Source organism: Arthrobacter sp. DMZ02-1R (assembly GCF_057747935.1).
This window is the reverse complement of the sequence record NZ_CM173230.1, coordinates 3,726,082-3,751,805: the sequence shown is the minus strand read 5'-3', so window position 1 is coordinate 3,751,805 and position 25,724 is coordinate 3,726,082. Positions and strand designations below refer to the sequence as shown.

Below are 25,724 nucleotides of genomic sequence, written 5' to 3'. Positions count from 1 at the left end.
AGACCAACCATGCTGCTCATCAGCTGCCCCAATTGCGGGCCACGAGACGAAACAGAATTCCACTACGGCGGCCAGGCCCACGTGGCCTATCCGGAAAACCCGGACGCCCTGACGGACCGCCAATGGGCCGAATACTTGTTCTACCGCGACAACACAAAGGGCGCCTTCGCCGAGCGCTGGGTGCACAGCACCGGTTGCCGCCAATGGTTCAACATGCTCCGTGACACCGTCAGCTACGACATCCAGGCCATCTACAAAATGGGCGAACCGCGCCCTGACGTGAAACGCGCCGATGTGAACACGTCAGCAGCCACCACTCCGGAAGGAGCCACGAAGTGACCCCGCAGAACGCCCGCCTCTCCACCGGCGGCCGCATCGACCGCAGCATCTCTTGGCGGTTCACGGTGGACGGCCAGGAATACGCCGGGCACCCCGGAGACACCGTTGCCTCGGCACTCCTGGCCAACGGCCGCATCAGCGTTGGCAACTCCCTCTACGAGGGCCGCCCACGCGGCATCATGTCCGCCGGGGTGGAAGAATCCAATGCCCTGGTCAAGGTGGCTGCCCGCTTCCCGGGCCATGTTGCCGAGTCGATGCTTCCCGCGACCACCGTGTCCCTTGTGGACGGGCTCAGTGTTGAGCTCCTGAACGGTCTCGGCAAGCTCGATCCCAACGAGGACCGCGCCGAGTACGACAAGAAATACGTCCACACCGACGTCCTGGTGGTTGGCGGCGGCGTTTCCGGCCTTGCGGCGGCCCGTGAGGCGGTCCGCACCGGCGCCCGGGTCATCCTGATCGACGACCAGCCCGAACTCGGCGGCTCGCTGCTTTCCGGCTCCACCGCCCCGGAACTCGCAGAGGTGATCGAGGGCAAACCCGCCCTGGAATGGATCGCGGACGTGGAGGCCGAGCTCGTTTCCGCCGCCGAATGCACCGTCCTCAACCGCACCACGGCGTTCGGCTCCTATGACGCGAACTACCTGATCGCGGCACAGAACCGTACGGACCACCTCGGCAGCCCGGCCGCGGACGGCGTCTCCCGCCAGCGTATTTGGCACATCCGTGCCAAGCAGGTGGTCCTGGCGCCCGGCGCCCATGAGCGACCGCTTGTCTTCGAAAACAACGACCGGCCCGGCATCATGCTGGCCTCGGCGGTCCGGAGCTACCTCAACCGCTACGCAGTCGCTGCTGGACGGCGGGTAGTCATCGGCACGACGAACGATTCGGCCTACCTGCTGGCCGCGGATCTGCTGGCCGCCGGCGTCAAGGTCGCCGCCGTCGTCGACGCCCGTCCGAAGCTCAGCGACAAGGCGGCTGCCGCCGTCGAAAGCGGTATCCGTGTGCTCGTTGGCAGCGCCGTCGCGGATACCTCCGGTCAGGGGGAAGACGGCAGGATCGACGGCGTCACCATCCGCAGCCTCAACGACGACGGCGAAGTCACCTCGGGCGTCGAACGGCTCGCTTGCGATCTGCTGGCGGTTTCCGGGGGCTGGAGCCCTGTGGTCCACCTCCACAGCCAGCGCCAGGGCAAGCTGCGCTGGGACGACGAGCTGGCCGGCTTTGTGCCGAGCAGCGCGGTCAAGGACCAGCACGTTGTCGGATCCGGACGCGGAAGCCACGAACTCGGAGATTGCCTCGGCGAAGGCATCTCCGCCGGTGCCGCGGCCGCCATCGCCGCGGGGTTCAGCACCCAGACGGTTCCCGCCGAGGCGAAAGCGCCCGTCGCCTCCGCCCCCACCCGCCAGTTGTGGCTGGTACCAGGCCAGACCGGAAACGCGGGGGACTGGCACCACCACTTCGTTGACTTCCAGCGCGACCAGTCCGTGGCTGACGTGCTCCGTTCCACGGGGGCCGGTATGCGCTCGGTGGAACACATCAAGCGTTACACCTCCATCAGCACCGCCAACGACCAAGGCAAGACGTCCGGCGTCAACGCCATCGGCGTCATCGCCGCAGCCCTCAAGCAGGCCGGCGAGGCGTCTCGTGGTATCGGTGACATCGGGACCACGACGTACCGGGCGCCGTTTACGCCGGTGGCCTTCGCAGCGTTGGCCGGACGCCAGCGGGGCGAGCTGTTCGACCCCGCACGGGTGACTTCCATCCACCCGTGGCATGTTGCCCAGGGAGCGCTCTTCGAGGACGTCGGCCAGTGGAAGCGCCCTTGGTACTACCCGCAAGCGGGCGAGGATCTGGACGCCGCCGTGCTCCGTGAATGCGCCGCAGTCCGGGAGTCCGTGGGCTTCATGGACGCCACCACGCTGGGCAAGATCGAGATCCGTGGCAAGGATGCCGGCGAGTTCCTGAACCGCATCTACACCAATGCGTTCAAGAAGCTTGCCCCCGGCTCTGCCCGCTACGGCGTGATGTGCACCCCGGACGGCATGATCTTCGACGACGGCGTCACCCTGCGCCTCGACGAGGGCCGCTACTTTATGACCACCACCACCGGCGGTGCTGCCAAGGTCCTCGACTGGCTCGAGGAATGGCACCAGACCGAGTGGCCGGAACTGGACGTTGTGTGCACTTCGGTGACTGAACAGTGGACGACGATTGCCGTCGTCGGGCCCAAATCCCGTGCCGTGATCGCCAAAGTCGCCCCGCAACTGGCCGCCGACGGCGGGCTGGACGCCGACGCGTTCCCGTTCATGACGTTCCGCGAGACCATGCTGGCCTCCGGGGTGCAGGCACGCGTTTGCCGGATTTCGTTCTCGGGTGAGCTTGCCTACGAAATCAACGTTCCGTCCTGGTACGGGCTCAACACCTGGGAAGCCGTTGCTGCCGCGGGGGCCGAGTTCAACATCACTCCGTACGGCACAGAGACCATGCACGTACTGCGAGCCGAGAAGGGCTACCCGATCGTCGGGCAGGACACGGATGGCACCGTCACCCCGCAGGACGCGGGGATGGAGTGGATCGTTTCCAAGGCGAAGGACTTTATCGGCAAGCGCTCATACAGCCGCGAGGACGCAGTCCGCACTGACCGTAAGCACCTGGTCAGCGTCCTGCCGGTGGACGGCTCGTTCCGTCTTCCGGAAGGTACCCAGCTCGTGGAAAAGGGAATTCCGGTCAACCCGGCATACGGCCCCGTGCCGATGCAGGGTTTCGTGACCTCGAGCTACCACAGTGCCGCCTTGGGCCGGTCTTTCGGCCTGGCACTGATCACCAACGGCCGCAACCGGATCGGCGAGACCTTGGTGGCCTCCGTCGGCGACCAGTTGTTGGACGTTGTTGTGGGAGAAACCGTACTTTTCGACGCTGAAGGGACCCGTAAAGATGGCTGAAACAGCAACACCAGCAGAAACCGCAAAGCCCGCAAACCCCGAGACGCTCCGTGCCGCACGCCGCAGCCCGGCGTCGCATCTGGCACCGACCTTCGAGTCCGGTTCCGTGGCCGGAACCGTGACACTGAAGGAGATCCCGTTCCAGACCATGGTGGGGATCCGGGTTGATAGGGATTCCGACGCCGGAGCCCGCCTCGCGTCCGTGACCGGCGGCCTGCCGGCCGCATGCGGCGAGATCAGTGGGAGTGAAAGGGCTACCACCCTGTGGCTGGGCCCGGAAGAATTCCTGGTGGTCGCACCGGAATCGGCCCACGATTCCCTGGGCGGAGACCTTATCCGGGCACTGGTTGAGGCCCTGGGCGACGACGCCGGTCAGGTGGTGGACTTGTCCGCCAACCGCACCACCTTCGAGCTTTCCGGCATCCGTGCCCGGGACGTCCTTGAAAAAGGCTGTTCGCTGGACCTGCACCCCCGCACGTTCCGCACTGGAACGGCCCTGGCCACGGAAATCGGCAACATCCCGGCGATCCTGCAGAAGACCGGCGAGGAGAGCTTCCGGATCTTCCCGCGGGCTTCGTTCGCCGACTTCCTGGGCCGCTGGCTGCTCGACGGCATGAGGGAATTCGCCTCTCCTGAGGTCCCCTGATGGCACTGAGCGTGCTTGACCTGTTTTCCATTGGCATCGGGCCGTCGTCTTCGCACACGGTCGGCCCGATGCGGGCGGCAAAACAGTTCACGGATGGCCTGGAATCCTCCGGGCAACTCGCGGCAACGGTGCGCGTCCAGGCAGAGCTTTTCGGCTCGCTGGGCGCCACCGGCCGTGGCCACGGCTCGGACAAGGCCGTGGTCCTGGGACTTCAGGGCCAGGCGCCGGAGACGGTGGACACAACCACTGCCGAAGACCAGGTAGCCGCTGCCGCCCTTGATGCCGAATTGCGGATAGCCGGACACCACCGCGTGGACTTCAACTGGGACGATGACGTGGTCCTGCACCGACGCAAATCCCTGCCAGCACACCCAAACGGCATGACCTTCAGGGCCTTCGACCACACCGGCGAAGTGCTGCGCGAACGCAGCTACTACTCGATCGGCGGCGGTTTCGTGGTGGACGGTGATGCGTCCGGAAGCGACAAAGTAGTCGCTGACAGCACCGTGCTGCCCTATCCATTCACGACGGCGGACGAACTCCTGGCCATCTGTGCACGTGAGGACATGTCCATTTCCGACGTCATGCTCGCCAACGAGCTCGTGTGGCGCAGCGAGGCCGAACTTCGCGAGCGCCTGCTGCAGATCTGGGCGGTGATGCGCGAGTGCGTGGACAACGGCTGCGCTGCGGAAGGAATCCTACCGGGAGGCTTGAACGTCAGGCGACGGGCGCCGTCGCTGTTCAAGACGCTTGCCGCCACGGACGCCGGATTGCAGGGTTCAAGCTCGGCGGATCCGCTGCTTGCCATGGAATGGGTGAACCTGTTCGCGCTTGCAGTGAACGAGGAAAACGCCGCAGGCGGCCGCATTGTCACGGCGCCCACCAACGGAGCGGCCGGCATTGTGCCGGCGGTGCTGCACTACTACGCGAAGTTCGTGCAAGGAGCCGACGACGACGGCGTGGTCCGCTTCCTGCTCGCGGCGGCCGCCGTCGGGATCCTGTTCAAAATCAACGCGTCCATTTCCGGAGCCGAAGTCGGCTGCCAGGGCGAGGTGGGCTCTGCGTGTTCGATGGCAGCCGCAGGCCTGTGCGAAGTTCTCGGGGGTACCCCCGAGCAAGTGGAGAATGCCGCAGAAGTGGGTATTGAACACAATCTCGGCCTCACGTGCGATCCCGTAGGCGGGCTGGTGCAGATTCCGTGCATCGAACGCAACGCCATCGCCAGCGTGAAGGCCATCAACGCCGCCCGCCTTGCCCTGCACGGCGACGGCAGCCACAAAGTATCCCTTGATAAAGCCATCAAGACCATGCGAGAGACAGGAGCGGACATGAAAAGCAAGTACAAGGAGACCTCCCGCGGAGGCCTCGCCGTCAACGTAGTGGAGTGCTAGCCATGACTGTCACACAGAATGAACCCGCCCCGTCGGCGCTGCCGGCTACCACCGTTGAGCATGTCCTTACGCTCGATTGCCCGGAAACGCGGGGGATCGTGCACGCTGTCTCGGGCTTCCTCCTGGAACACGGCTGCGACATCATCGACAACAAGCAATTCGACTCCCAGCTGGATCACCACTTCTTCATGCGGATCCACTTCGCATCGGACGGGGACCAGTCAACGATTGACTCGCTGAGGGAATCCTTCGCGCCTGTTGCCGAAAAGTTCGGCATGCGCTGGCAGCTGCAACGCCACGGGGCCAAGCGCCGGGTGCTGATCATGGTCTCCAAGTTCGAGCACTGCCTCAATGACCTCCTGTTCCGGGCACGCATCGGGGAACTGCCCATCGACATTGTCGGGGTAGTCTCCAACCATCCGGACCACAGGCGGACCGTCGAATGGCATGGCATTCCGTTCTTCCACGTACCCGTCACCCCGAACACCAAGGCGGCGGCCGAGGGACAGCTCCTCGATCTCATCGATCGCCTGGACGTCGAACTGGTGGTCCTGGCACGCTACATGCAGGTCCTCAGCGACGATCTTGCCCGCCGGCTCGACGGCCGAGCCATCAACATCCACCATTCGTTCCTGCCCAGCTTCAAGGGCGCGAAGCCCTACCACCAGGCCTACGCGCGAGGCGTCAAGACCGTAGGTGCCACCGCGCACTACGTCAACGGTGAGCTGGACGAGGGGCCGATCATTGCGCAGCAAGTGGTGGAAGTGGACCACACCTTTGGTCCGGATGACCTGGTCGCAGCCGGTCGCGACACCGAGTGCAAAGCACTCAGCAACGCAGTGCGTTGGCACTGCGAAGGCCGTGTGATCCTGCAAGGCAGCAGGACCGTGGTGCTCAAGTAGGGATTGGACGGCCCAAGTAGGCTTGAACGGCCCACCAACGGGTGGGCCGTCCAAGCGCCGCGGCTGCCCCTTCGTAGGGGCGGCCGCCAGTTTCAATGCGCTGCGGGCGTTAGTGGTCAGTGCCAGCCGCAGCCGCCTTCTTGGCGTCCTTCTTGGCGTCCTTCTCTGCACGCAGGGCCTCCGCCTCGTGCTGCTCTTCGGCCTTTTCCTGGTGGATGACCTCCGCGAGGAGCTTCTCCATCTCCTTGGCCACGCCGGCGGCGGAAGCCGGGTTCTGGCCGGTCACCAACCGTTCGGCGACCGCGACCTTCTCCTCGAAGACCTCGGCGAAGACGTGGATGGCGCCCTGTTCCTTAAGCCGGTCCGCCAGGAAGAACGGGATGACCTTATCCATCCCAGCGGCAACTTCCTCGTCGTTGGTGAAGGCGGCCACCTCCCGGCCCCCGACCAGCCGGAACCCGTCGGCCAGGTCCACGTTCACCAAGCCCGCCGGTCCGTGGCAGACCGCGCCCACCACACCGCCCGCATCGTAGACGCTGGCCACCAGGTTCTGTAAGCCTTCGCTGTCCGGGAAGTCCCACATGGCGCCGTGGCCTCCCACGAGGAAGACGGCGTCGTACTGGCCGGGATCAACGACTTCGACGCGGGCAGTGTTGTAGAGTCCGGCGCGTGTGGCCTCGTCCTCAGTGAAGGCAACCTGGATGGGATCTTTCGAGTCCACCTCATCGTGCGGGGGCTGGCCGCCCCGGATGGACGCGAAGTCGACGAAGTGCCCGGAATCCTTGAAGACCTTCCAAGGATGTGCAGCCTCGGCTATGTTGTAGCCGGTCTTCTTTCCCGTATCGCCGATCTCGGAAACGCTGGTCAATACCATGAGGATCTTCTTCATGTGTGCTCCTATCGTCCACATTCCAGCCTACGCCTAGCCCAAATTCAGGCTCTTGTGGGCCTAAAGCCGGCGAAGCGGGTTGCCAGATGAAGGGCCGCCAGCCGTCCCGTTCCGCGCGGGTCTCCGCCGCACAACTCGAAGATCCGTTGGAGCCGGTGGTGCATCGACTGCCGTTCCAAGTTCAGTTCCCTTGCCGCCTGTGCCGTATTTGGCAACTACCGGACTGCTGGCGGGAAACCCTGGGGTTGGTCCAAGCTGCTGGAGGTGCCCTGAACTAGCCCGGAATCCACTCAAACAACCAGGAGCATGCCCAGCCTTGGCCAGGAGGAGTGAACATAGTACTTAAATGTCCACTGCTGGGGCTGAACGTTGGGCATGTCCGGTGGGGGTTGGTCTGGGCAGGGCTATTGGGCAGGGCCGAGGCTGAACGGGGCTAGAGGTCGCTCCGGCAGGGTGCGGATGCGAGTTTGTAAAGGCCGTTCAGGTCTCCGGCCGCCAAGCCATCCGGGGCGCCGATCTCCGGGTACATGAGCTGGATCGGATCCTCCACGTGGTCAAGGCCAACCACGTGGCCCAGTTCATGTTGCACCACCGCTGAGACGTAGCGGGCGCCACCGGGGACGCCCAGCAGTTCCTTGATTTGCCGGGCGTCCAAGTCCAGGCTTCCCGTCACATAGCTCTTGGGGCCGGAGCCGAAGCTGTACATGGTGCTGCCGCCGGTGCCGATAACGGATCCAGCCAATGCCGGGGCGGCCGCGGGGGTGGTCCACGAAATCAGCAGCGGTGCCCAACGATCTCCGTAGAGGGCCGGTTGGTATGGCTTGCGCTTTTCTGAGGGGTTTTCAGTGCTGGCTCCGTCGTTGACGAATTTGAGGCCCGTGGCTCCAGAGATTTTCGCAATGGCGTCGGCGATGAGCCCCTCGGAGCCGGCAGGGGCCAGGGCCGCATTGACCACGTAGTGCAGGGGACGGCACGGTGAGTAGCCCACGGGTGTGCCGTCGGCGTTGGTGGCCAAGAATTTGTAGGAGTTGCTTGCCACGGCTGGCTTGGCGGGGGAGCCGAGCGCGTGGCCGGCTTCCTCCAGGCCGGGCGGCGGGGTGTCCGGGGCACGCGCGGCTTTTTGCGCCCCTTGCCCGGAATCTGCGCCCTGGGAGGAGTTGTGGCTTGGGGCCTGGGCCGAAGGACCCAGGTTCGGAAGCAGGCCACTGATCCGGGGGTCGCCCCGGAGGAAACCACTCACAAGCACTGCTACGGCCGCGACGATCGCCACGACCATCAGGTTTCGGAACAGTGCGACGGCGGTACTGGGCCGCCGCTGCGGAGATGGCGGACCGCCGTCGTACCCGTAGTTCGAATGCAAGTCTCCCCCAAGTCCCTGATTCCCGAGCCCCAAGCGGGCCGATGCCACTAACGGATGACAGCGCCGAAGACGAGTCCCAGCCCATACGTGGCCGCGGCCGCGCCGAGTCCGATGGCGAACTGCCGGAGGCCGCGGGTCAGCGGCGAGGTTCCGGACAACAGGCCGACGACGGCGCCAGTCGACAGAAGCGCGATGCCCACCAGCGTACCGGCCACAGCGAGCGCAGCGAAGCCTGTCATGCCGAAGATGAACGGCAGGATCGGCACAATGGCGCCCGAGGCGAAGAAGCAGAAGCTGGAGATGGCGGCGCCCCAGGCGGAGCCGATCGCTTCGTGCTCGTTCACGGTTTCTTCCACTTCGGGATGGAGCGAGAGGCTGGGATCGCAATCGCAGCTGTAGAGGCCCATGCGTTCGGCGGCGCGGTGTTCGGCGGCTTCGTGGGACATGCCCCGGGCCAGGTACACCAGGACCAGTTCATTGTGTTCGATGTCCAGGGACGGGGCTGCGGTCAGCGTGGCCTGGGTGGGGCGGGTGGCCTTGAGGAGCTCCAGTTGCGAGCGGACCGAGACATATTCGCCGGCTCCCATGGACAGTGCGCCTGCCAGCAGGCCGGCGATGCCGCTGAAGAGGACCACGGTTGCGGGCACGCCGGTGGCGGCCATGCCCATCACGAGGGAAAGGTTGCTGACCAGGCCGTCGTTGGCACCGAATACCGCGGCGCGAAAGGTGCCGGACAACCTGTTGCGGCCGCGCGTCGCCAGGCCGCGGACAACTTCTTCGTGAATTTGTTCGTCGGCCGCCATGGCCCGGGTCGCGGCGGGATCCTTCGCATAAGGGGAGCGGCCTTCCGCCCTTTGCGCGAGGGCCAGGACGAACACCGAACCGAAATTCCGCGCCAGGAAGCCAAGCAACTGGCTACGGATGGAGGCTGCCTTCGGCATGCCAGCGTGTTCGCCGAGGAGCTTGAGCCAGTGTGCCTCATGGCGGCCTTCGGCCTCTGCGAGGGCCAGAAGGATCTCGCGTTCCTCACCATCGCGGCGCTGCGCCAGTTCGCGGTACACGGCGGCCTCGGCGCGTTCGTCGGCCAAGTACTGCCGCCAGCGCTTGAGGTCCGACGACGATGGGGGAGTCCTGGTGGCTGCTGCGTCTTGAGATGGACTGCTTGAGTCCAACGGACTGTCTGATTGCGGGGTTTTTGCGTGCGGGTGCACCGGGACTCCTGGGTTGCTGGGGCGGGCTTCATCGCCTCATTGCACGTCCACTTTATCGCCAATTTCCGCGGCTTTTCGGCTGGTAATCCTTACTCGACGTTTTAGGTATGCCTCAAAAACGGGGAGGCTCCCGCTAAGCCTTGACCACCGGATGGGGCAGTGCTGGGATGGATGGACAGGGTCCACGAATTGGCTTCGGTGGCGTGGTGACCGGCTGCCTGATCCGCCTGGCGATGGGCTCAGCGGCACGTCGAACGGAGGTTGCACCATGGACAGCACCGAGACCCACGCCCGCCACCCCGACCGTCCCACGGTCGAGGCCGATCCCGCCTACGACTACAACGAGGACCTGGAGGTGGACGAGGACTGGGAAGAACAATCCGAGGTCCTCGACGACGACGAACGGCCGGTTCCGCTCGACGTCGACGAACACCGTGAGGTTGGAGAGATCGAATAGCCTCGGCAGCGTCGAATAGCCCCGACTCGCTGAATCTGGGTGGCTAAAACGCGCTCAGGATGAAGTGACGTTCCACGCCCGCCCGGTGCCCGGTTGCGGCCACCGTCAGCGTGAGCTTCCGTGTGGCCGGGAACCACCGGGCAGGCTGGACTGCTTGCGAGAGGGCTTGGGTGATGAGCCGCGGCTCGTGATGCCAAAGGCGTTCCAGCCGGCCGTTCACCACGAACGTGATGGAACCCTGGGAGAGGTCGACGCCGGGAATCACCCGGACAAACTCGTCAACCCGCCTGGCGCGGGGCGCGGGTGCGGTGCTTAGCTGCGTGGTGTGGCTGGCGGTAGCGCCGGTTTCCAAAGGCATTGCCTTCTCCTGGTGGAGTTGCTCTTGCCCGCTCGGTTGTCTCTGGTCCGGGGTCGGGCCGCTTCTTCATCCGAACCACCCGTGAACATGGGGTTGGCGTATGGCAAGTCGGAGCTTGGCGCCACATCTCTTGAAGCTCTTCCTACTGTACAGGCAGGCCCGCCCCTGTGCCTCTGTGTTCAAGCCCCCCGGACACGGCCGCGGCGCCGCAGCCTCTCGAACGAGAAGGTGCGGCGCCGCCGTCGTAATCTAGGCGATGGTCAAGGCCACCACGACGTCTTGCGCCGCCATCGAGATCAACACTCCCACGATGCCCAGGCCAAGGACCCAGTAGCGGTTGGCCTTGACGTCGTGCTCGGGGTTTTCGGTGTCGTCGGTGTTGATCGTTTTGCCGAACCAGCTGGCCACGAACGGGACAACGTCAGCGCGGGCCACCGTGGCTGCGGCAATGAGGGCACCGGAGGCGGTGGACATCATGGCGGCGACCGCTGCGGCCATGACCAGGCCGCCGATGCCGATCGGCAGGATGTGCGTTGCCACCTCGGCGTAGACGACGTCCTTGCCAAGTGCCTTGACGTCGATGTTGGGCAGTGCCACGCGGGCGGCAAGGCCGATCAGGGCGCCGGCCCTACGAGACGCTCCGGCGTCCCAAAAGGCCCGCCATGCCAGCGATCCGGCTACTATTGCTGCAATGATAGGGCCGTAGCAACGGCCTGAAAGGTTCGTGAATGAAGGCTCTCCCCGTTGAACCAAGCAATGTCCCCGTTGCCATCGGTTCCAGAATCCGTGCCGCCCGCCAATCGCAGCGGCTCACCATAGAACAGGTGGCGGATGCCACCGGTCTGACCAAGGGTTTCCTGAGCCGCGTCGAGCGGGACCTGACATCGCCGTCGGTTGCTTCCCTTGTGACGCTTTGCCAAGTCCTTTCAGTATCAATTGGCGAGCTTTTTGCCGCCCCCGAAACGCACTTGACCCGGCGGGACGATGGTCCGCGGATTTCGCTCGGCGGGCAGGGGATCGTGGAGCGGCTCCTGACCGCCCGCTCAGAGCGGCGGCTGCAGATTCTGCAGGCGACCATCGAACCCCGGGGCCGCGGAGAAGCCGAGCTTTACGCCGTTGATTGCGACGTCGATGTCCTGCACGTGGTCAAGGGACGCATCAAGCTGATCCTCACCAATGAGGAGTACGAGCTCGAGGAGGGGGACACCTTGTCCTTCCCGGGCCGCGAGCCCCACACCTGGGTCAACCCCACGGACGAGCCCGTTGAGGTGCTCTGGATACTGGTGCCGGCAGCCAGTCGCTGATGCTGGCGCCTTGCGACGCGCGGAGCGTAACAAGCCGGAAACCTGGCTGACTTCAGAATTTAACCCATGGACTTTCTGCGTTACGTGCTTGAAATAATTCGTGCCGAATACCGAAACAGGGCGGCTGTACCTTCGAGTCAACGCAACTCGTCAAGGTCGGTACCTCGTGAGGTACCAAGACCTGTTCGTTTTTAAAATGGTCTCGCCGTGCGGGCGCCATGGAGCGCCGTATATGCAGGAAGGCTCCCGAAATGAACTCAGCATTCTTTAGCGTAGGGCTGGATGTGAGCCCCCAGACCCTGGATCCCGGCGCAACAGCCTGGATGCTTGCAGCTTCCGCCCTCGTCCTTCTCATGACGCCAGGTTTGGCGTTCTTCTACGGCGGCTTGGTCAGGATGAAGTCCGTCCTCAACATCATGATGATGAGCTTTGGCGCCATTGGCGTGGTCGCGGTGGTCTGGGCCCTGTGGGGTTACGGACTGGCATTCGGCCCGGATACCCTGGGCGGCTTCATCGGAGACCCCTTCGCGAACTTCGGACTCAGCGGTTTGACCAGCGTCATCGGCGGGAAAGCCCCGGGGCTGCCGGACATGGTCTTCATCGGATTCCAAGCGACCTTCGCCATTATCACGGTCGCCCTGATCAGTGGCGCGGTGGCTGAACGCGTCAGGTTCGGCCCATGGCTGCTGTTTGCCGGCCTCTGGGTCACCCTCGTCTACGCGCCCATTGCCCACTGGGTTTGGGGTGGCGGCCTCTTCGGATCCACCGGGATCATTGGAAGCAAGATCTCAGCCCTTGACTTTGCCGGTGGCACAGTAGTGCATATGAACGCCGGCATGGCCGGGCTGATGCTTGCAGTAGTGCTCGGCAAACGGCTCGGATTCATGAAGGACCCCAACATCCGGCCGCACAACCTCCCCTTCGTGATGCTCGGGGCAGGCTTGCTGTGGTTCGGGTGGTTCGGCTTCAACGCCGGTTCGGAACTGGCTGCTGACGGAATCGCCGCGCTCGCCTGGACAAACACCCTCCTGGCCACGAGCGCCGCGCTCCTGGGCTGGCTTCTCGTAGAGCGGCTCCGCGATGGCCATGCGACGTCCCTCGGTGCCGCATCCGGCGCTGTTGCGGGCTTGGTGGCAGTTACTCCGGCGTGCGGATTCGTGGATCCCATTGGTGCCATCGTCATCGGTGTCATCGCGGGTGCAGTCTGCGCACTAGCAATCGGGCTGAAGTTCAAGATCGGCCTGGACGACTCGCTGGATGTTGTTGCCGTGCACTTTGTCGGTGGCCTGTGGGGGACCCTGTCCCTTGGATTCTTCGCCGTACCGTCGGCCAAGACTGAAGGCGGCCTCTTCTACGGCGGCGGCCTGACCCAATTCTGGCCCCAAATATTGACGGCCCTGGTGGTCACCGTGTGGACCGCGATCATGACCACGCTCATTGGCCTGGCCATCCACAAGACAGTTGGCATGCGCGTCAAAGAGCACGAAGAACTGACGGGCATCGACATCACGGAACACGCAGAAACCGCCTACGAGCTGGCCATGGTTGGTGGATCCTTCAATCCCGGGGAACCTCAGAACGGCAAAACGCCCCCGGCGGCAGGCAAAGTCGAAGAAACGGAGCTGAGCCGTAGCAGGGCCTCGACGTGAAGCTCGTTACCGCGATAGTGCGGCCGGAGAGGATCGACGAGGTCCGTGAAGCCCTGGAGCGCTTCGGAGTCAACGGGATGACGGTGAGCCAAGCGAACGGCTACGGCCAACAGCGGGGTCACATGGAGGTTTACCGCGGCGCGGAGTACAACTCCGATCTCCTCCCGAAAATACGGGTGGAGGTACTGGCCACCGACGATCTGGTGGACGGAATCGTGGACGCCATCATTTCCGGCGCCAGTACGGGTCAGTTTGGGGACGGCAAGATCTGGACCATCGACGTATCCCAGGCGGTGCGCGTCCGGACCGGGGAGCGTGGGGCCTCCGCGATCAGCTAAGGCGGTCCGCTGGAAACACAGTGTTGGTGCCGCACCACGAGGTGCGGCACCAACACTGCCATGTTCAGCCCACGTGCACCCAAGGCCTGCGCGTAATGTCCTGTTCGGCTTCCCGCAGCACTTCGCGGGTTACCGGGGCAATCTCACCCTCGCCGAAAAAGAGGAATTTGCTCAGGTTGGCGATCGGATTGCCTTCGGTCCAGCGGAAATAGATGTGCGGCATGAGACCCGTGACGTCGCGGATGTGGAGCAGCACCGCGGCCAGCGTGTTGGGCACGTTGTTGCTGTGGATCTCCAGGATCTTGAAGCCGTGCCGGCGCTTGCCTTCCACCAGGAGTTCCTGCTCAAAGTCGGAGCTGTCATCCACGATGATTTCGATGAAGATCGCGTCGCTGTCTTCCGGCAGGTGGTTGGCCTGCTTGGCGTGCTGCAGCTTCAACAGGTACCGATCGGCGGTCAGCCGCTTTGGCTCGTGGGCGATGATCCGGATGGGACCTTCCTCATCGGCGGCCGTGAATTCGAGCGCCATCTTGTCCATCTTGATGTGCGTGGCGCGCAGTTCGAAGGAACGGCGTATCCGCGACGCGAAGCTCACCAGCACAATGCCAAGGATGAACAACGCCGCGATCCTGATGCCATCCGGTCGCTCCACCACATTGGCCACCGTGGTGTAAGCGAAGACCACGGCCACCGCGCCGAATGCGATGGTCTTGCCCTTCTGCATCTTCCTGCGTGCGGACAGGGTGACCGCGATCGATGCCGAAGTCATGAGGACCAGCACACCAGTGGCATATGCACCGCCTTGGGCTTCCACGTTGGCTTTGAAGACAAGCGTGATGATGAAGGCAACGGCAGTGAATACCAGGACCAGCGGCCGGACGGCCTTGGTCCATGCAGGGGCCATGCCGAAGCGTGGCAAATAGCGCGGCACAAGGTTCAGCAAGCCGGCCATGGCGGAGGCGCCGGCGAACCACAGGATGGCGATGGTGCTGATGTCATAGACCGTGCCGAAGCCGTCGCCCAAGAATTGGTGCGCAAGGAATGCAAGGGCTCGTCCGTCTGCTTTCCCTCCCGGCTGGAATTCAGCGGCCGGGATCAGGAACGTCGTGATGAAGCTCGAGGCCACCAGGAAAGCACTCATGATGAGCGCCGCCGTCGTGAGCAGTTTGTGAGTGCCGCGGATGCGGCCCGCGGGATTCGCTTCCGTGTCGCTCGGGCTGCCCTTGATTTGCGGCATGACCGCGACGCCGGTCTCGAAGCCTGAGAGGCCCAGCGCGAGTTTCGGGAAGACCAGGAGCGCGATGCCCACCATGATCAACGGGTTTCCGTGTTGCTGGTTCAGGGCGGCCCACCAGTCGGTCACCACATGTGCCTCGGTCACCACGTGCGTCAGGCCGACAACGACGACGACGGCGTTCAGCACCAGATAGACGCCCACGAGCACGACGGCGACGTTGATGGCTTCCTTGAATCCGCGCAGGAACACCACGGCAAGGCCGGCGATGAGGGCCAACGTGATGGCGATTTCCTGGCCGTGGAGCCATTCCGGCGCGAACGGATTTTCGATCGCGTGGGCGCTCGCATCCGCGGCGGAGAGGGTCATGGTGATCATGAAGTCCGTGGCCGCGAAGCCCAGCAGCGCCAGCACGAAGAGTTTGCCGCCCCAGCGGGGGAGGAGGCGCTCGAGCATCGCGATGGAGCCTTCGCCGCGGGGGCTCTCGGAAGCAACCCTGCGGTAGACCGGCAAGGCGCCAAGCAGGGTGACGGCGACCAGGACGATCGTGGCCAGCGGCGAGACGATGCCGGCCGCAAGTGCCGCAATGGCGGGTTGGTAGCCGAGGGTGGAGAAGTAGTCGACGCCGGTGAGGCACATGACCTTCCACCAAGACTGGGGCGTGTGGTCCTCGTCCGGTTTTCCGTGCGGACCTTGCCGCTTTCCCGACGTCTCGGGCATGCCGTCAAGCAGCCATCGCTTGAATTGCCCCTGTTTGATTTCGCCCGCGGGCTTGCGTCGGTCAGAGGGTTCGGCGGGCGGCCTGGTCAGCGTTGTCACATGGTCCTTTCGCGCAGCCTGGAAGCTGCTCCAGATGGAGCGTACGGGCGCGTCCGGGGAGGGAGGCCGGTTTTTATGGAATCTTTACGCCTCATGTGACGGGGGTCACCATCATGACGATCATTCCCATGTAAACAAGTGATGCATATAAGACAACTTTGAGTGTATGATTGGTGTCACAGTCATCTATTCACTGAAGGAGTGGCGCATTTTGGAAGAGCTTCGTATTGAGGCCAACGGCAACCTTGGTCCCATTGATTCGGCCCGAATCCCGCGCTACGCCGGTGCTGCCACCTATGCCCGCCTGCCCCGGCTGGACCAGGTGTCCAAGGCCGACGTCACCGTTGTCGGCGTTCCTTTCGATTCCGGTGTTTCCTACCGCCCCGGCGCCCGCTTTGGCGCCAACCATGTGCGTGAAGCCAGCCGCCTGCTCCGCCCGTACAACCCCGCGTGGGACATCAGCCCCTTTGAGAACATCCAGGTTGCCGACGCCGGGGACATGGCCGTGAACCCCTTCAACATCAACGAGGCCATCGAGACCATCCAGCAGAACGCGCTGGACCTGACCGCCAACGGAAGCAAGCTCGTGACGCTCGGCGGCGATCACACGATCGCCCTGCCGCTGCTCCGTGCAGCCGCCGAACGCGCTGGCGAGCCCGTCGCCATGCTGCACTTCGACGCCCACCTGGACACCTGGGACACCTACTTCGGCGCCGAATACACGCACGGCACCCCGTTCCGCCGTGCCGTCGAAGAGGGCATCCTGGATACCGAGGCCATCAGCCACGTCGGTACCCGCGGCCCGCTTTACGGCAAGAAGGACCTCGACGACGACCACCGCTTTGGTTTCGGCATCGTCACCTCGGCGGACGTCTACTACCAGGGCGTCCTGGAAACCGTGGCCAAGATCCGCGACCGCATCGGAAACCGCCCGCTGTACATTTCCGTGGACATCGACGTCCTGGATCCGGCCCACGCTCCGGGCACGGGTACCCCTGAAGCCGGTGGCATCACCAGCCGCGAGCTCCTCGAAATCATCCGCGGCTTCCGTGGCATGAACCTCGTTGGCGCGGACATCGTCGAAGTTGCCCCGGCATATGACCACGCTGAAATCACCGGCGTCGCAGGCAGCCACGTCGCCTACGAACTCGTGACCCTCATGGCGGACAACGCCGTTGAAGGCAACCGCCACGGCGCCCCGAACGGGTACGCAGCCCAGGCCCTCGGCCAGGAATCCCGGCGCCCGGCCGGTTTCGTCGCCAACTCTGCTGGAGTGCAGCGATGAATCCCCAGCCGCTCCCCACCCTCGCAGGCTCGGCTGGGGGCCCCTCGCGGCCGGAGGCCCCGGCCGGACCCCAGCGCAACGGCGGGGACCTCGTCGTCGAGACCCTCGAAGCGCTTGGCGCGAAGACAGTCTTCGGTATCCCTGGCCAGCACGCTCTCGGCCTGTTCGATGCAATGGGCCGCGGCAATCTGCACTTCGTCTCTTCCCGGGTGGAGAACAATTCGGCTTTCGCCGCCGACGGGTATTCCCGGGCCACGGGCGAAGTCGGTGTGCTGTTCCTGTCCACTGGTCCGGGCGCGCTGACGTCGCTGGCCGGACTCCAGGAGGCTTACGCGACTGGCGTACCGATGGTTGTTGTAGCCAGCCAGATCCCCTTGGAGGGCCTGGGTGCGCGCCGCAAGGGCATGCTGCACCAGCTCGATGACCAGAAGGCCTCGGCCGCGAACGTCACCAAGAGCCAGCGCCTCATCCAGCACGCGTCCGGGATTCCCTCGGCCATCCAGGATGCCTGGACCGAGGCCATTTCCTCCCCGCAGGGCCCCGTGTGGATCGAGATTCCGCAGAACGTGCTCCTGGACCCCATCATGGTCCCGCCCGTGGAAGACGCCGTCGCCGAAGCGGCTGACAACCCGCCGCGCGTGGAGCTGATCCGCGAAGCCGTGAAATGGCTCTCGACGGCGGAACGTCCAGCGATCATCGCCGGCGGCGGCGCGCGCCGTGGCCGCGCTGAGAAGTCCCTCCTGTCGATCGCCGAGAAACTCCGCGCCCCGGTGATCTGCACGCCGGGCGGCAACGGCGCGTTCCCCTGGAACCATGAGCTCTCGCTGCAGTCCTGGATCGAGGACCGCCATATGACGGATGTCCTCGAGGACGCCGACGTGCTGATCGTCATCGGCTCTTCCCTGGGCGAGGTCACGTCCAACTACTTCACCTTCGAGCCTCGCGGGCGGATCATCCAGATCGACGCCGAACCCCGGGTCCTGGAGTCCAACCGGCCCGGCCTGGGCATCCGCGCCGACGCCGGCCAAGCCCTTGCCGCCCTCGATTCTGCTTTGGATGAGGCACTGTCTGTGGCGGCGGCACCGGACTGGCACGGCACCTCGCCCGAGGATCTCGTCAAGGAGTCCCTGGCCAAGGTAAAGGCACGCCTTGAATCGCAGGACCTCGGCAAGGAACTGAAGTTCATGGCCGATATCCGCGAGGCCGTCCCGGCCGACATGCAGACCTTCTGGGACATGACCATCTCCGCGTACTGGGGATGGAGCTGCTGGGATTCGCGAGAAGGCCAGTTCCACTCGGCCCAGGGCGCCGGGGGCCTCGGCTACGGCTTCCCGGCGGCCATCGGCGGTGCCGTGGGACTGGAAACCGTGGGTAAACCGGGCCGCGTGCTTGCAGTCTCCGGCGACGGTTCCTCCATGTACTCGATCTCGGAGCTGGCCACCGCCAAGCAGCACAACATCCCGGTGACCTGGCTGATCGTGGACGACGGCGGTTACGGCATCTTGCGTGAATACATGGTGGGTGCCTTCGGCAAGGCCACCGCCACAGAGCTGGCCCGCCCGGACTTCGTCAAGCTCGCCGAGGCCTTCGGCGTCCCGGCCCGCCGCGTGGCCCCCGAGGACGTCGGGGACGCGCTCCGGGAGGGCTTCGCCGCGGACGGCCCCAACGTCGTCGTAGTTGAAACCCTGCTCAAGATGTTCGGGCCCACGCACTTGGGCAACTGACCCTCCAAACGCCCCAAACCCAGCGCGAGCTGGCAGCTAATGACCCCTTTTTCGAAGATTGAGGGCATGAGCTGCCAGCTCGCGCTTGGCGTTTAACGCACCTACCACTTCGTTAGTTTACCAAAGCAATCAAATTGGCGTATAGTTGCTTTAGGCAAACAAAAGTGAGGTGTCTTCCATGGCTGTCGCATCCAGCACAGCAACCGAGCTCGTCCATCAGATCTTCGATCTCCAGCGGGTCCTGCGTTGCATCGTGACCGCAAACATCGCGAAGGATGCCGACGTGGGGTTCGCCCTGCAGGGCGTCATGCGCTTCATCGGCGAGGGGAGTCGCGGGCCACGAAGCTCGCCTCGCGCCTCGGCGTCAGCCCACCGGTCCTCAGCCGGCACATTGCCGAATTGGAAGAACTCGGCTTGGTGGTCCGGCGACCCGATCCCGCGGACGGCCGGGCCCAGCTGGTGGCCCTGTCTGAAACCGGCATTGAAAAGGTCCGGGATTTCGAAGAACAGCGCAGCCTCAATTTACGGGCCTACCTCGCGGAGTGGAGCGAGGAGGACGCTCTGGAAGCCGGTCAGGTCCTAGAGAAATTGACCGCATCACTCAACCACTCAGTATCACTCAACCACTCAGTCCGGGCAACGGCGGCCGGCTCCCACCACTCGAACCACACAGCTTAGGAGCAGCAATGGCAACCCGAATACAAGAACGTTCGACGGCGGTGCCGGCATCATCCGCGCCCATGACGCACCGCCAGATCATGGAAGCACTGACCGGCCTCCTCGCGGCATTCTTCACCGCCATCCTGAGCAGCACCATTGTGGCCAACGCCCTGCCCACCATCATGTCCGATCTCCATGGCACCCAAACGGACTTCGCGTGGGTCATCACGGCCTCGCTGTTGGCCAACGCCGCCACCACTCCCATCTGGGGCAAGCTCGCCGACCTCTTCGACAAGAAGCTCCTGGTCCAGCTGAGCATCGTGATCTTCGTAGCCGGCTCGGTCATGGCTGGCTTCTCCCAAAGCATTCCGTTCCTTTTGACCGCCCGCGTCATCCAAGGCATCGCGATGGGTGGGCTCACCGCCTTGGCCCAAGCCATCATCGGCACCATGATTCCGCCGCGGGACCGTGGCAAGTATTCCGGCTACATGGGCGCTGTCATGGCCGTTGGTACCGCCGGCGGACCGCTCCTCGGTGGATTCATCGTTGACAGCCCGCTCGGTTGGCGCTGGACGTTCTTCGTCTGTGTGCCGCTCGCCGTCGTCGCGCTCATCCTGCTCCAGGTGACCCTCAAGATCCAGCACATCAAGCGCCCCGCCAAGATCGACTGGCTCGGTTCCATCCTGCTGACCTCGGGCGTGAGCCTGCTCCTCATCTGGGTTTCCTTCGCCGGTAACCCGGACTACTACGACTGGATCTCCTGGCAGTCGGCCCTCATGGTGGGCGGCGGCGTGCTTCTGCTGGCACTGTTGGTGCTGGTCGAATCCAAAGTGGCCCAGCCCATCATCCCGTTGAAGATCATCTCGCAGCGCACCACGGCCTTGGCGATCCTGGCTTCCGTGGCCGTCGGTATCGCGATGTTCAGCTCGTCCACGTTCCTGGGCCAGTACTTCCAGGTAGCTCGCGGCGCCACGCCCACCGAGGCAGGCCTTCTGACACTGCCCATGATTGCGGGCAACCTTTTGGGCTCAGTGGCGTCCGGCCAGCTGATCAGCCGCTTCGGCAAGTGGAAGCGGTTCCTGTTGGCAGGCACCGTGCTGCTGGCCGGCGGCCTTGCCTTCACCGGCACTATCGACCACACCACGGAACTGTGGATTACCTGCTGCTACACCGCCATCTTCGGCCTGGGCCTTGGATTGCTGATGCAGAACCTGGTCCTCGCGGTCCAGAACACCGTCCGTGCCCAGGACATCGGAACAGCCAGCGCGTCCGTGGCATTCTTCCGCTCGGTGGGTGGCGCGATCGGCGTCTCCGTGCTCGGTGCCATCATGGCTACGCACGTCAAGGACCTTGCCACCAAAGGCCTCGCCGCAGCCCACATCCCGGTGAGCGGCGGGTCCAGCGGCGGAAGCATGGATCTTGCTGACATGCCTGCCCCGATCCGGGACATCATGCGTGCCGCGTATGGCGATGCAACCGCCCAGATCTTCCTCATCTCAGCGGCCATTGCCGTGGTCGCTTTCCTCGCGGTCCTGTTCATCAAGGAGGTTCCGCTCCGGAAGACAGTGGACGCCTCGCCGGAGAAGGAACTGCTGGCAAATGCTTCCGGCGAGGCCGCGATGACACTGGACACCTCAGCGCTGCCTGTTATCGAGGCCGCTGAGCTTCCCCAAGCAGCCGACGACGGCGGCACCCCCTTGGGTGCCAGCCGCGCCCGCGCAGCGGCCGAGAAAGAACACGATGATCTGGACCTTGAGTTCGCACGGATCCTGACGCAGGAACGGCCGGACCCTGCCGCTGGCCTGCGCGAGGTCCAGGACCAGCTTGCCCGGACCCAGAGGCTGCTGGCTGAGCAACAGCTTCAGCTGAGCCAAGCACAGCGCGAGCTCCAGGCGCGCGTGCACGAACAGCAGGCCACCGCCGTCGAGCAGTCGAAGACCGCCGAGGAGTTGGCCGCGCTGCGCAAGGAACTCAAGCGTGAGCGTCGCCGCCAGGAAAGGGCAGCCCTGCTGCTCATTGCGGGCGAAGCCTCGAGGGCAGGGGAAACCGGGCGGCACGCGGGCTAGAGGGTCACGCGGGCCAGAGGGTTAGGCGGGCCAGGAGCCAGGAGCCAGGAGCCAGGAGCCAGGAGCCAGGAGCCGCTCCAGCGGGCTTGGAAGCGCTGCAGCGGCTCAGGTACGCCGCAAGGATGATATTTAGCTATCAATATTTCGCTGAGGCAACGGATTTCGTAGAGTTGAGGGACTAATACTGTCAGCGCCTGCTGCTATCCATGTATTAAGTCATTCGCATTAGTTCATTCGCGCACTCTCTCATTAAGGATCCGTGGGCATGCTTGTCACCCTGATACGGCGCTACTCCAAGCCGTATTTGCCGCAGATACTGGCCGTCATCATCTTCCAGTTGGCGTCTACCATTGCCACCCTCTACCTTCCTAGCCTCAACGCCAAGATCATCGATGAAGGGGTTTCCCGGGGGGATACCAACTACATCTGGCAGACCGGTGCCCTGATGCTCGCTGTCGCGCTTGGCCAGGTCATTGCGGCCATCGCGGGCGTCTATTTCGGTTCCCGCGTGGCCATGGCCATGGGCCGCGACTTGCGCAGGGACGTCTTCCGCAAGGTCAGCAGCTTCTCGGCCAAGGATGTCAACAGCTTCGGTGCGCCCACGTTGATCACCCGCGGCACCAATGACGTCCAGCAGGTGCAGATGCTCATGCTGATGGGCCTGAACTTCATGGTGTCCACGCCCATCATGTGCGTGGGCGGCATCATCATGGCCCTGCGCGAGGACCTTAGCCTGTCCTGGCTTGTCTGGGTCTCGGTGCCGGTCCTCGTGGCCGTGGTTGGCTACATCGTGGTCAGGCTCATGCCGCTCTTCCGCTCCATGCAGAAGAAGATCGACGCCATCAACGGCGTGCTGCGCGAACAGATCATCGGTATCCGGGTGGTGCGGGCCTTCGTTCGTGAACCTTACGAGGCCAAGCGCTTCGGTGACGCCAACAAGGATCTCACCCTGGTTTCGGTCAAGATCGGCAACCTGTTTGTCTTGATGTTCCCGGCCATCGGAATGATCCTGCACCTTTCCACGGCAGCAGTCCTGTGGTTCGGCGGTCAAAGGGTGGATGCGGGCAACATGCAGGTGGGTTCCTTGACTGCGTTCCTGCAATACCTCCTGCAGATCCTCATGGCCGTCATGATGGGTACCTTCATGGCCATGATGATCCCGCGTGCCTCCGTCTGTGCGGACCGCATCGGCGAGGTCCTCGACGTCGAACCCTCCATCCACGATCCGGAAGCGCCCGTGGCGCCCGCGGAGAAGAAGGGCCGCGTCGAATTCCGCGACGTCACCTTCAAATACCCCGGCGCTGAAGCTCCCGTGCTGAGCAACATTTCCTTCACTGCGGAGCCGGGCCAGACCCTCGCCATCATCGGATCCACAGGCGCAGGCAAGACCACTTTGGTATCGCTGCTGCCGCGACTGTACGACGTCGCGTCCGGCGATGTATTGCTCGACGGCGTTCCGGTCACCAGCCTGGACCGCGACGAAATCACCAGTCGCGTGGCCACCGTGCCGCAGAAGCCGTACTTGTTCTCCGGAACCATCGAGCACAACCTGCGCTTCGGCAAGACCGATGCCACGGACCAGGAACTCTGGGATGCCTTGGAAACCGCGCAGGCCAAGGACTTCGTGATGGAAAAGTCTTCCGGCCTTAACCGGCGGGTCGCGCAAGGCGGCACCAACGTCTCCGGCGGCCAGAGGCAGCGCCTCTGCATCGCCCGGGCCTTGGTGACACAACCCAAGGTCTATCTCTTTGACGACTCCTTCTCGGCCTTGGATGTGGCCACGGACGCCCGCCTTCGTAGGGCGCTGAAGGAGAAGACGCAGGATGCCACGGTCATCATCGTGGCCCAGCGCGTCTCAACCATTGCGGATGCGGACCAGATCCTCGTCCTGGACAACGGCAGAATCGTTGACCGGGGCACCCACGATGAGCTGTTGGAAACGTCACCCACGTACCAGGAGATCGTCGAATCCCAGCTAAGCGCCGAGGAAGTGGCATGAGCGAACAGAACCAGCAAAAGCGTGGCTGGGCCGCGAAGGCCGAGGCAGCCAAGGCAGCGCGCGAAACTGCGGAAGCGAAGGACGCGGACGCAGCCGGTGCCGTAACAGCTGTGGACGATGACGACGTCGAAGAAGCCGAATACACTCCAGGCGAAGCCGACGGCGGCATGTTCGGCAACCTGCCGGCCAAGAAGGCCAAGGCTTTCGGACCGTCCGCGAAGCGGCTCCTGGGGCTGCTCAAGCCGGAAGCCGCAGGCGTGGTCTTCGTCATCGGCCTCGTGGTGGTTTCCGTTGTCCTGAACGTCATCGCCCCGAAGATCCTCGGTAGCGCCATGGACGTCATCTTCGGCGGTGTCATGGGCAAGCAATTGCCTCCTGGCGTGAGCCAAGCGGCCTTCGCCGAAGGACTCCGCCGAGCCGGCCAGAACAACTTCGCAGACATGGTCTCCAAGATGGAGCTCACCAACGGGATCAATTTCTCGAAGCTGACGTTCCTGATCTCGATCGTTCTCTTGATGTACTTCGTGGCCAACATCTTCCTGTGGGCCCAGGGCTACATCCTGAACAAGATCGTCATGAAGGTCATCAACCGCCTCCGCAATGACGTCCAGGCCAAGCTCAACCGCTTGCCCCTGAACTACTTCGACACCCGCCAGCGCGGCGACATCCTGTCTCGCGTGACCAACGACGTCGACAACGTCCAGCAAGGGCTCCAGCAGGCGTTCGCGCAGCTGGTCAGCTCGGTGCTGACGGTCTTGGGCATCACCGTCATGATGTTCATCGTGTCCTGGCAGCTGGCCCTGATCGCCCTGGTTGCCTTGCCCCTCTCCGGTGTCCTTGCCGGCGTGATCGGCGCTCGCAGCCAGAAGCTCTTCGCCGCCCAGTGGAAGAACACAGGCTCACTCAACGGCCAGATCGAGGAATCGTTCTCCGGTCACGAACTCGTGAAAGTGTTCGGGCGCGACGCGGACATGCTGGATCGCTTCGACGAACGCAACGAAGCCCTCTACAAGGCCTCCTTCGGGGCGCAGTTTGTGTCCGGCATCATCTTCCCGGCCATGAACTTCGTCTCGTACCTCAGCTACGTAGGCATCGCCGTCGTCGGCGGCCTGCGCGTGGCCTCCGGCTCCATGAGCCTTGGCGATGCAACGGCGTTCATCCAGTACTCGCGTGAATTCACCCAGCCCCTCGGGCAGATCGCAGGCATGGCCAATATGCTGCAGTCCGGTGTCGCCTCGGCTGAACGTGTCTTCGAGTTCCTGGATGCCGAAGAGGAAATGCCGGAGAACGCGGCCCGTCACCTGCCCCCGCGCACCGACGGCCACGTCGAATTCGAGAACGTGTCCTTCAGCTACGTTGCCGACAAGCCGCTGATCGAGGACCTGTCCCTCAGCGCCGAGCCGGGACACACCGTGGCGATCGTCGGGCCTACGGGTGCGGGCAAGACCACCCTGGTCAACCTCGTCATGCGGTTCTACGAACTCAACTCAGGGCGCATCACCCTGGACGGGGTGGACATCAAGGAGCTGAGCCGTTCCGAGCTTCGCTCCAAGGTGGGAATGGTTCTCCAGGATGCGTGGCTGTTCGGCGGCACCATCTACGACAACATCAAGTACGGCAACCTCGACGCCACCGAGGAACAGATCATGGAAGCGGCCAAGGCCACCTACGTGGACCGCTTCGTCCGCGCCCTGCCGGACGGCTACCAAACCATCATCGACGAGGAGGGCAACAACGTCAGCGCGGGCGAGAAACAGCTCATCACCATCGCCCGGGCCTTCGTCTCCGATCCCTCGCTGCTGATCCTGGACGAGGCAACGAGCTCTGTTGACACCCGTACCGAGTTGTTGCTCCAGAAAGCCATGGCTGCCCTCCGCACGGATCGCACCAGCTTTGTCATCGCCCACCGTTTGTCCACCATCCGCGACGCCGACACCATCCTGGTGATGGAAAACGGCAGCATCGTGGAGCAGGGCAACCACAACGAACTGCTCGCTTTGCAGGGTGCGTACTATCGCCTGTACATGTCGCAGTTTGCCGGTGAGGATGCCGAAGAAGTCGCTGTGGATGATTCGACGGCGGTGCACAGCTGAGCGCGGATACCGGAGTAGTGGCAGGGACGGATCCGGACGCCCCGCAGAACCCGGACGC

Annotated in this window: 19 protein-coding genes, 3 pseudogenes and 1 riboswitch; of the genes and pseudogenes, 15 read left to right on the top strand and 7 right to left on the bottom strand. The window is 64.1% G+C overall.

The genetic code is table 11. The features are described 5' to 3' along the window. The first annotated feature begins 9 nt into the window (after window positions 1–9). Genes AC3ANQ_RS17850 through purU form a run of 5 tightly spaced genes read left to right on the top strand, consistent with a single transcriptional unit; the run spans window position 10 to window position 6,220 of the window. On the top strand, window positions 10–339 hold the full coding sequence (locus tag AC3ANQ_RS17850) for a sarcosine oxidase subunit delta (protein ID WP_488302264.1): 330 nt from the start codon (window positions 10–12) through the stop codon (window positions 337–339). Further along, the gene (locus AC3ANQ_RS17845) at window positions 336–3,281 is read left to right on the top strand and encodes an FAD-dependent oxidoreductase (protein ID WP_488302263.1); all 2,946 of its coding nucleotides are present in this window, start codon (window positions 336–338) and stop codon (window positions 3,279–3,281) included. Before AC3ANQ_RS17850 ends, AC3ANQ_RS17845 begins: the two co-directional genes overlap by 4 nt. Then, a complete protein-coding gene (locus AC3ANQ_RS17840; RefSeq protein ID WP_488302262.1) occupies window positions 3,274–3,927 on the top strand; it encodes a sarcosine oxidase subunit gamma in 654 nt (217 codons plus the stop codon). The genes AC3ANQ_RS17845 and AC3ANQ_RS17840 overlap by 8 nt, the downstream gene beginning before the upstream one ends. Beyond that, the gene (locus AC3ANQ_RS17835) at window positions 3,927–5,318 is read left to right on the top strand and encodes an L-serine ammonia-lyase (protein WP_488302261.1); all 1,392 of its coding nucleotides are present in this window, start codon (window positions 3,927–3,929) and stop codon (window positions 5,316–5,318) included. Before AC3ANQ_RS17840 ends, AC3ANQ_RS17835 begins: the two co-directional genes overlap by 1 nt. Window positions 5,319–5,320: 2 nt before the next feature. Further along, a complete protein-coding gene (purU, locus tag AC3ANQ_RS17830; RefSeq protein ID WP_488302260.1) occupies window positions 5,321–6,220 on the top strand; it encodes a formyltetrahydrofolate deformylase in 900 nt (299 codons plus the stop codon). Window positions 6,221–6,329: 109 nt separating this feature from the next. Here purU and AC3ANQ_RS17825 read toward each other — a convergent pair whose 3' ends face one another. From AC3ANQ_RS17825 to AC3ANQ_RS17810, 4 genes and pseudogenes are all read right to left on the bottom strand, one after another. Beyond that, window positions 6,330–7,109, bottom strand: a complete 780-nt coding sequence (locus AC3ANQ_RS17825) for a type 1 glutamine amidotransferase domain-containing protein (RefSeq protein ID WP_488302259.1) — start codon at window positions 7,107–7,109, stop codon at window positions 6,330–6,332. A 44-nt stretch (window positions 7,110–7,153) separates the two neighbouring features. Next, window positions 7,154–7,318: pseudogene (locus AC3ANQ_RS17820) on the bottom strand (helix-turn-helix domain-containing protein); the annotation flags it as partial. Between the two features lie 224 nt (window positions 7,319–7,542). Continuing rightward, window positions 7,543–8,469 (bottom strand): matrixin family metalloprotease, encoded by a 927-nt coding sequence (locus tag AC3ANQ_RS17815; protein WP_488302258.1) that lies wholly within the window; start codon window positions 8,467–8,469, stop codon window positions 7,543–7,545. Window positions 8,470–8,516: 47 nt separating this feature from the next. Beyond that, entirely contained in the window at window positions 8,517–9,641 is a 1,125-nt protein-coding gene (locus AC3ANQ_RS17810) for a VIT1/CCC1 transporter family protein (RefSeq protein WP_488305366.1), read from the bottom strand. Between the two features lie 307 nt (window positions 9,642–9,948). On the opposite strand from AC3ANQ_RS17810, the gene AC3ANQ_RS17805 reads away from it, so the two are divergent. Continuing rightward, window positions 9,949–10,137 (top strand): hypothetical protein, encoded by a 189-nt coding sequence (locus AC3ANQ_RS17805; RefSeq protein WP_265980291.1) that lies wholly within the window; start codon window positions 9,949–9,951, stop codon window positions 10,135–10,137. Window positions 10,138–10,180: 43 nt separating this feature from the next. Here the strand turns inward: AC3ANQ_RS17805 and AC3ANQ_RS17800 are convergent, their stop codons facing one another. Both AC3ANQ_RS17800 and AC3ANQ_RS17795 read right to left on the bottom strand, forming a co-directional pair. Then, window positions 10,181–10,495, bottom strand: coding sequence for a hypothetical protein (locus AC3ANQ_RS17800; protein WP_488302257.1), 315 nt, complete (start codon window positions 10,493–10,495; stop codon window positions 10,181–10,183). A gap of 15 nt (window positions 10,496–10,510) precedes the next feature. Continuing rightward, window positions 10,511–10,631, bottom strand: a riboswitch (SAM riboswitch). Between the two features lie 116 nt (window positions 10,632–10,747). Then, a pseudogene (locus AC3ANQ_RS17795) lies at window positions 10,748–11,122 on the bottom strand (sodium:solute symporter family transporter); the annotation flags it as partial. A gap of 101 nt (window positions 11,123–11,223) precedes the next feature. On the opposite strand from AC3ANQ_RS17795, the gene AC3ANQ_RS17790 reads away from it, so the two are divergent. The 3 genes from AC3ANQ_RS17790 (at window position 11,224) to AC3ANQ_RS17780 (ending at window position 13,786) form a co-directional block, all read left to right on the top strand. Next, the gene (locus AC3ANQ_RS17790; protein WP_488302256.1) at window positions 11,224–11,799 is read left to right on the top strand and encodes a helix-turn-helix domain-containing protein; all 576 of its coding nucleotides are present in this window, start codon (window positions 11,224–11,226) and stop codon (window positions 11,797–11,799) included. Between the two features lie 251 nt (window positions 11,800–12,050). After that, on the top strand, window positions 12,051–13,448 hold the full coding sequence (locus AC3ANQ_RS17785; RefSeq protein ID WP_488302255.1) for an ammonium transporter: 1,398 nt from the start codon (window positions 12,051–12,053) through the stop codon (window positions 13,446–13,448). After that, on the top strand, window positions 13,445–13,786 hold the full coding sequence (locus AC3ANQ_RS17780; RefSeq protein WP_268024637.1) for a P-II family nitrogen regulator: 342 nt from the start codon (window positions 13,445–13,447) through the stop codon (window positions 13,784–13,786). The genes AC3ANQ_RS17785 and AC3ANQ_RS17780 overlap by 4 nt, the downstream gene beginning before the upstream one ends. Window positions 13,787–13,850: 64 nt before the next feature. Here AC3ANQ_RS17780 and AC3ANQ_RS17775 read toward each other — a convergent pair whose 3' ends face one another. Further along, a complete protein-coding gene (locus AC3ANQ_RS17775; protein ID WP_488302254.1) occupies window positions 13,851–15,839 on the bottom strand; it encodes an APC family permease in 1,989 nt (662 codons plus the stop codon). A gap of 211 nt (window positions 15,840–16,050) precedes the next feature. Here AC3ANQ_RS17775 and speB point away from each other — a divergent pair, with 211 nt between their 5' ends. The 6 genes and pseudogenes from speB (at window position 16,051) to AC3ANQ_RS17745 (ending at window position 25,666) form a co-directional block, all read left to right on the top strand. Continuing rightward, window positions 16,051–17,124 carry an agmatinase gene (speB, locus tag AC3ANQ_RS17770; protein ID WP_488305365.1) on the top strand — a complete coding sequence of 358 codons (1,074 nt, stop codon included), beginning with the start codon at window positions 16,051–16,053 and terminating at the stop codon, window positions 17,122–17,124. Then, window positions 17,121–18,848: a thiamine pyrophosphate-binding protein gene (locus AC3ANQ_RS17765; RefSeq protein ID WP_488302253.1), complete on the top strand. Its 1,728-nt coding sequence runs from the start codon at window positions 17,121–17,123 to the stop codon at window positions 18,846–18,848. The genes speB and AC3ANQ_RS17765 overlap by 4 nt, the downstream gene beginning before the upstream one ends. A 178-nt stretch (window positions 18,849–19,026) precedes the next feature. Next, window positions 19,027–19,526, top strand: a pseudogene (locus AC3ANQ_RS17760) (MarR family winged helix-turn-helix transcriptional regulator). Window positions 19,527–19,534: 8 nt separating this feature from the next. After that, window positions 19,535–21,574: an MDR family MFS transporter gene (locus AC3ANQ_RS17755; RefSeq protein WP_488302252.1), complete on the top strand. Its 2,040-nt coding sequence runs from the start codon at window positions 19,535–19,537 to the stop codon at window positions 21,572–21,574. A 265-nt stretch (window positions 21,575–21,839) separates the two neighbouring features. After that, on the top strand, window positions 21,840–23,573 hold the full coding sequence (locus tag AC3ANQ_RS17750; RefSeq protein ID WP_488302251.1) for an ABC transporter ATP-binding protein: 1,734 nt from the start codon (window positions 21,840–21,842) through the stop codon (window positions 23,571–23,573). After that, complete coding sequence (locus tag AC3ANQ_RS17745; RefSeq protein ID WP_488302250.1) at window positions 23,570–25,666, top strand: ABC transporter ATP-binding protein; 2,097 nt, start codon at window positions 23,570–23,572, stop codon at window positions 25,664–25,666. Before AC3ANQ_RS17750 ends, AC3ANQ_RS17745 begins: the two co-directional genes overlap by 4 nt. Window positions 25,667–25,724 lie beyond the last annotated feature (58 nt).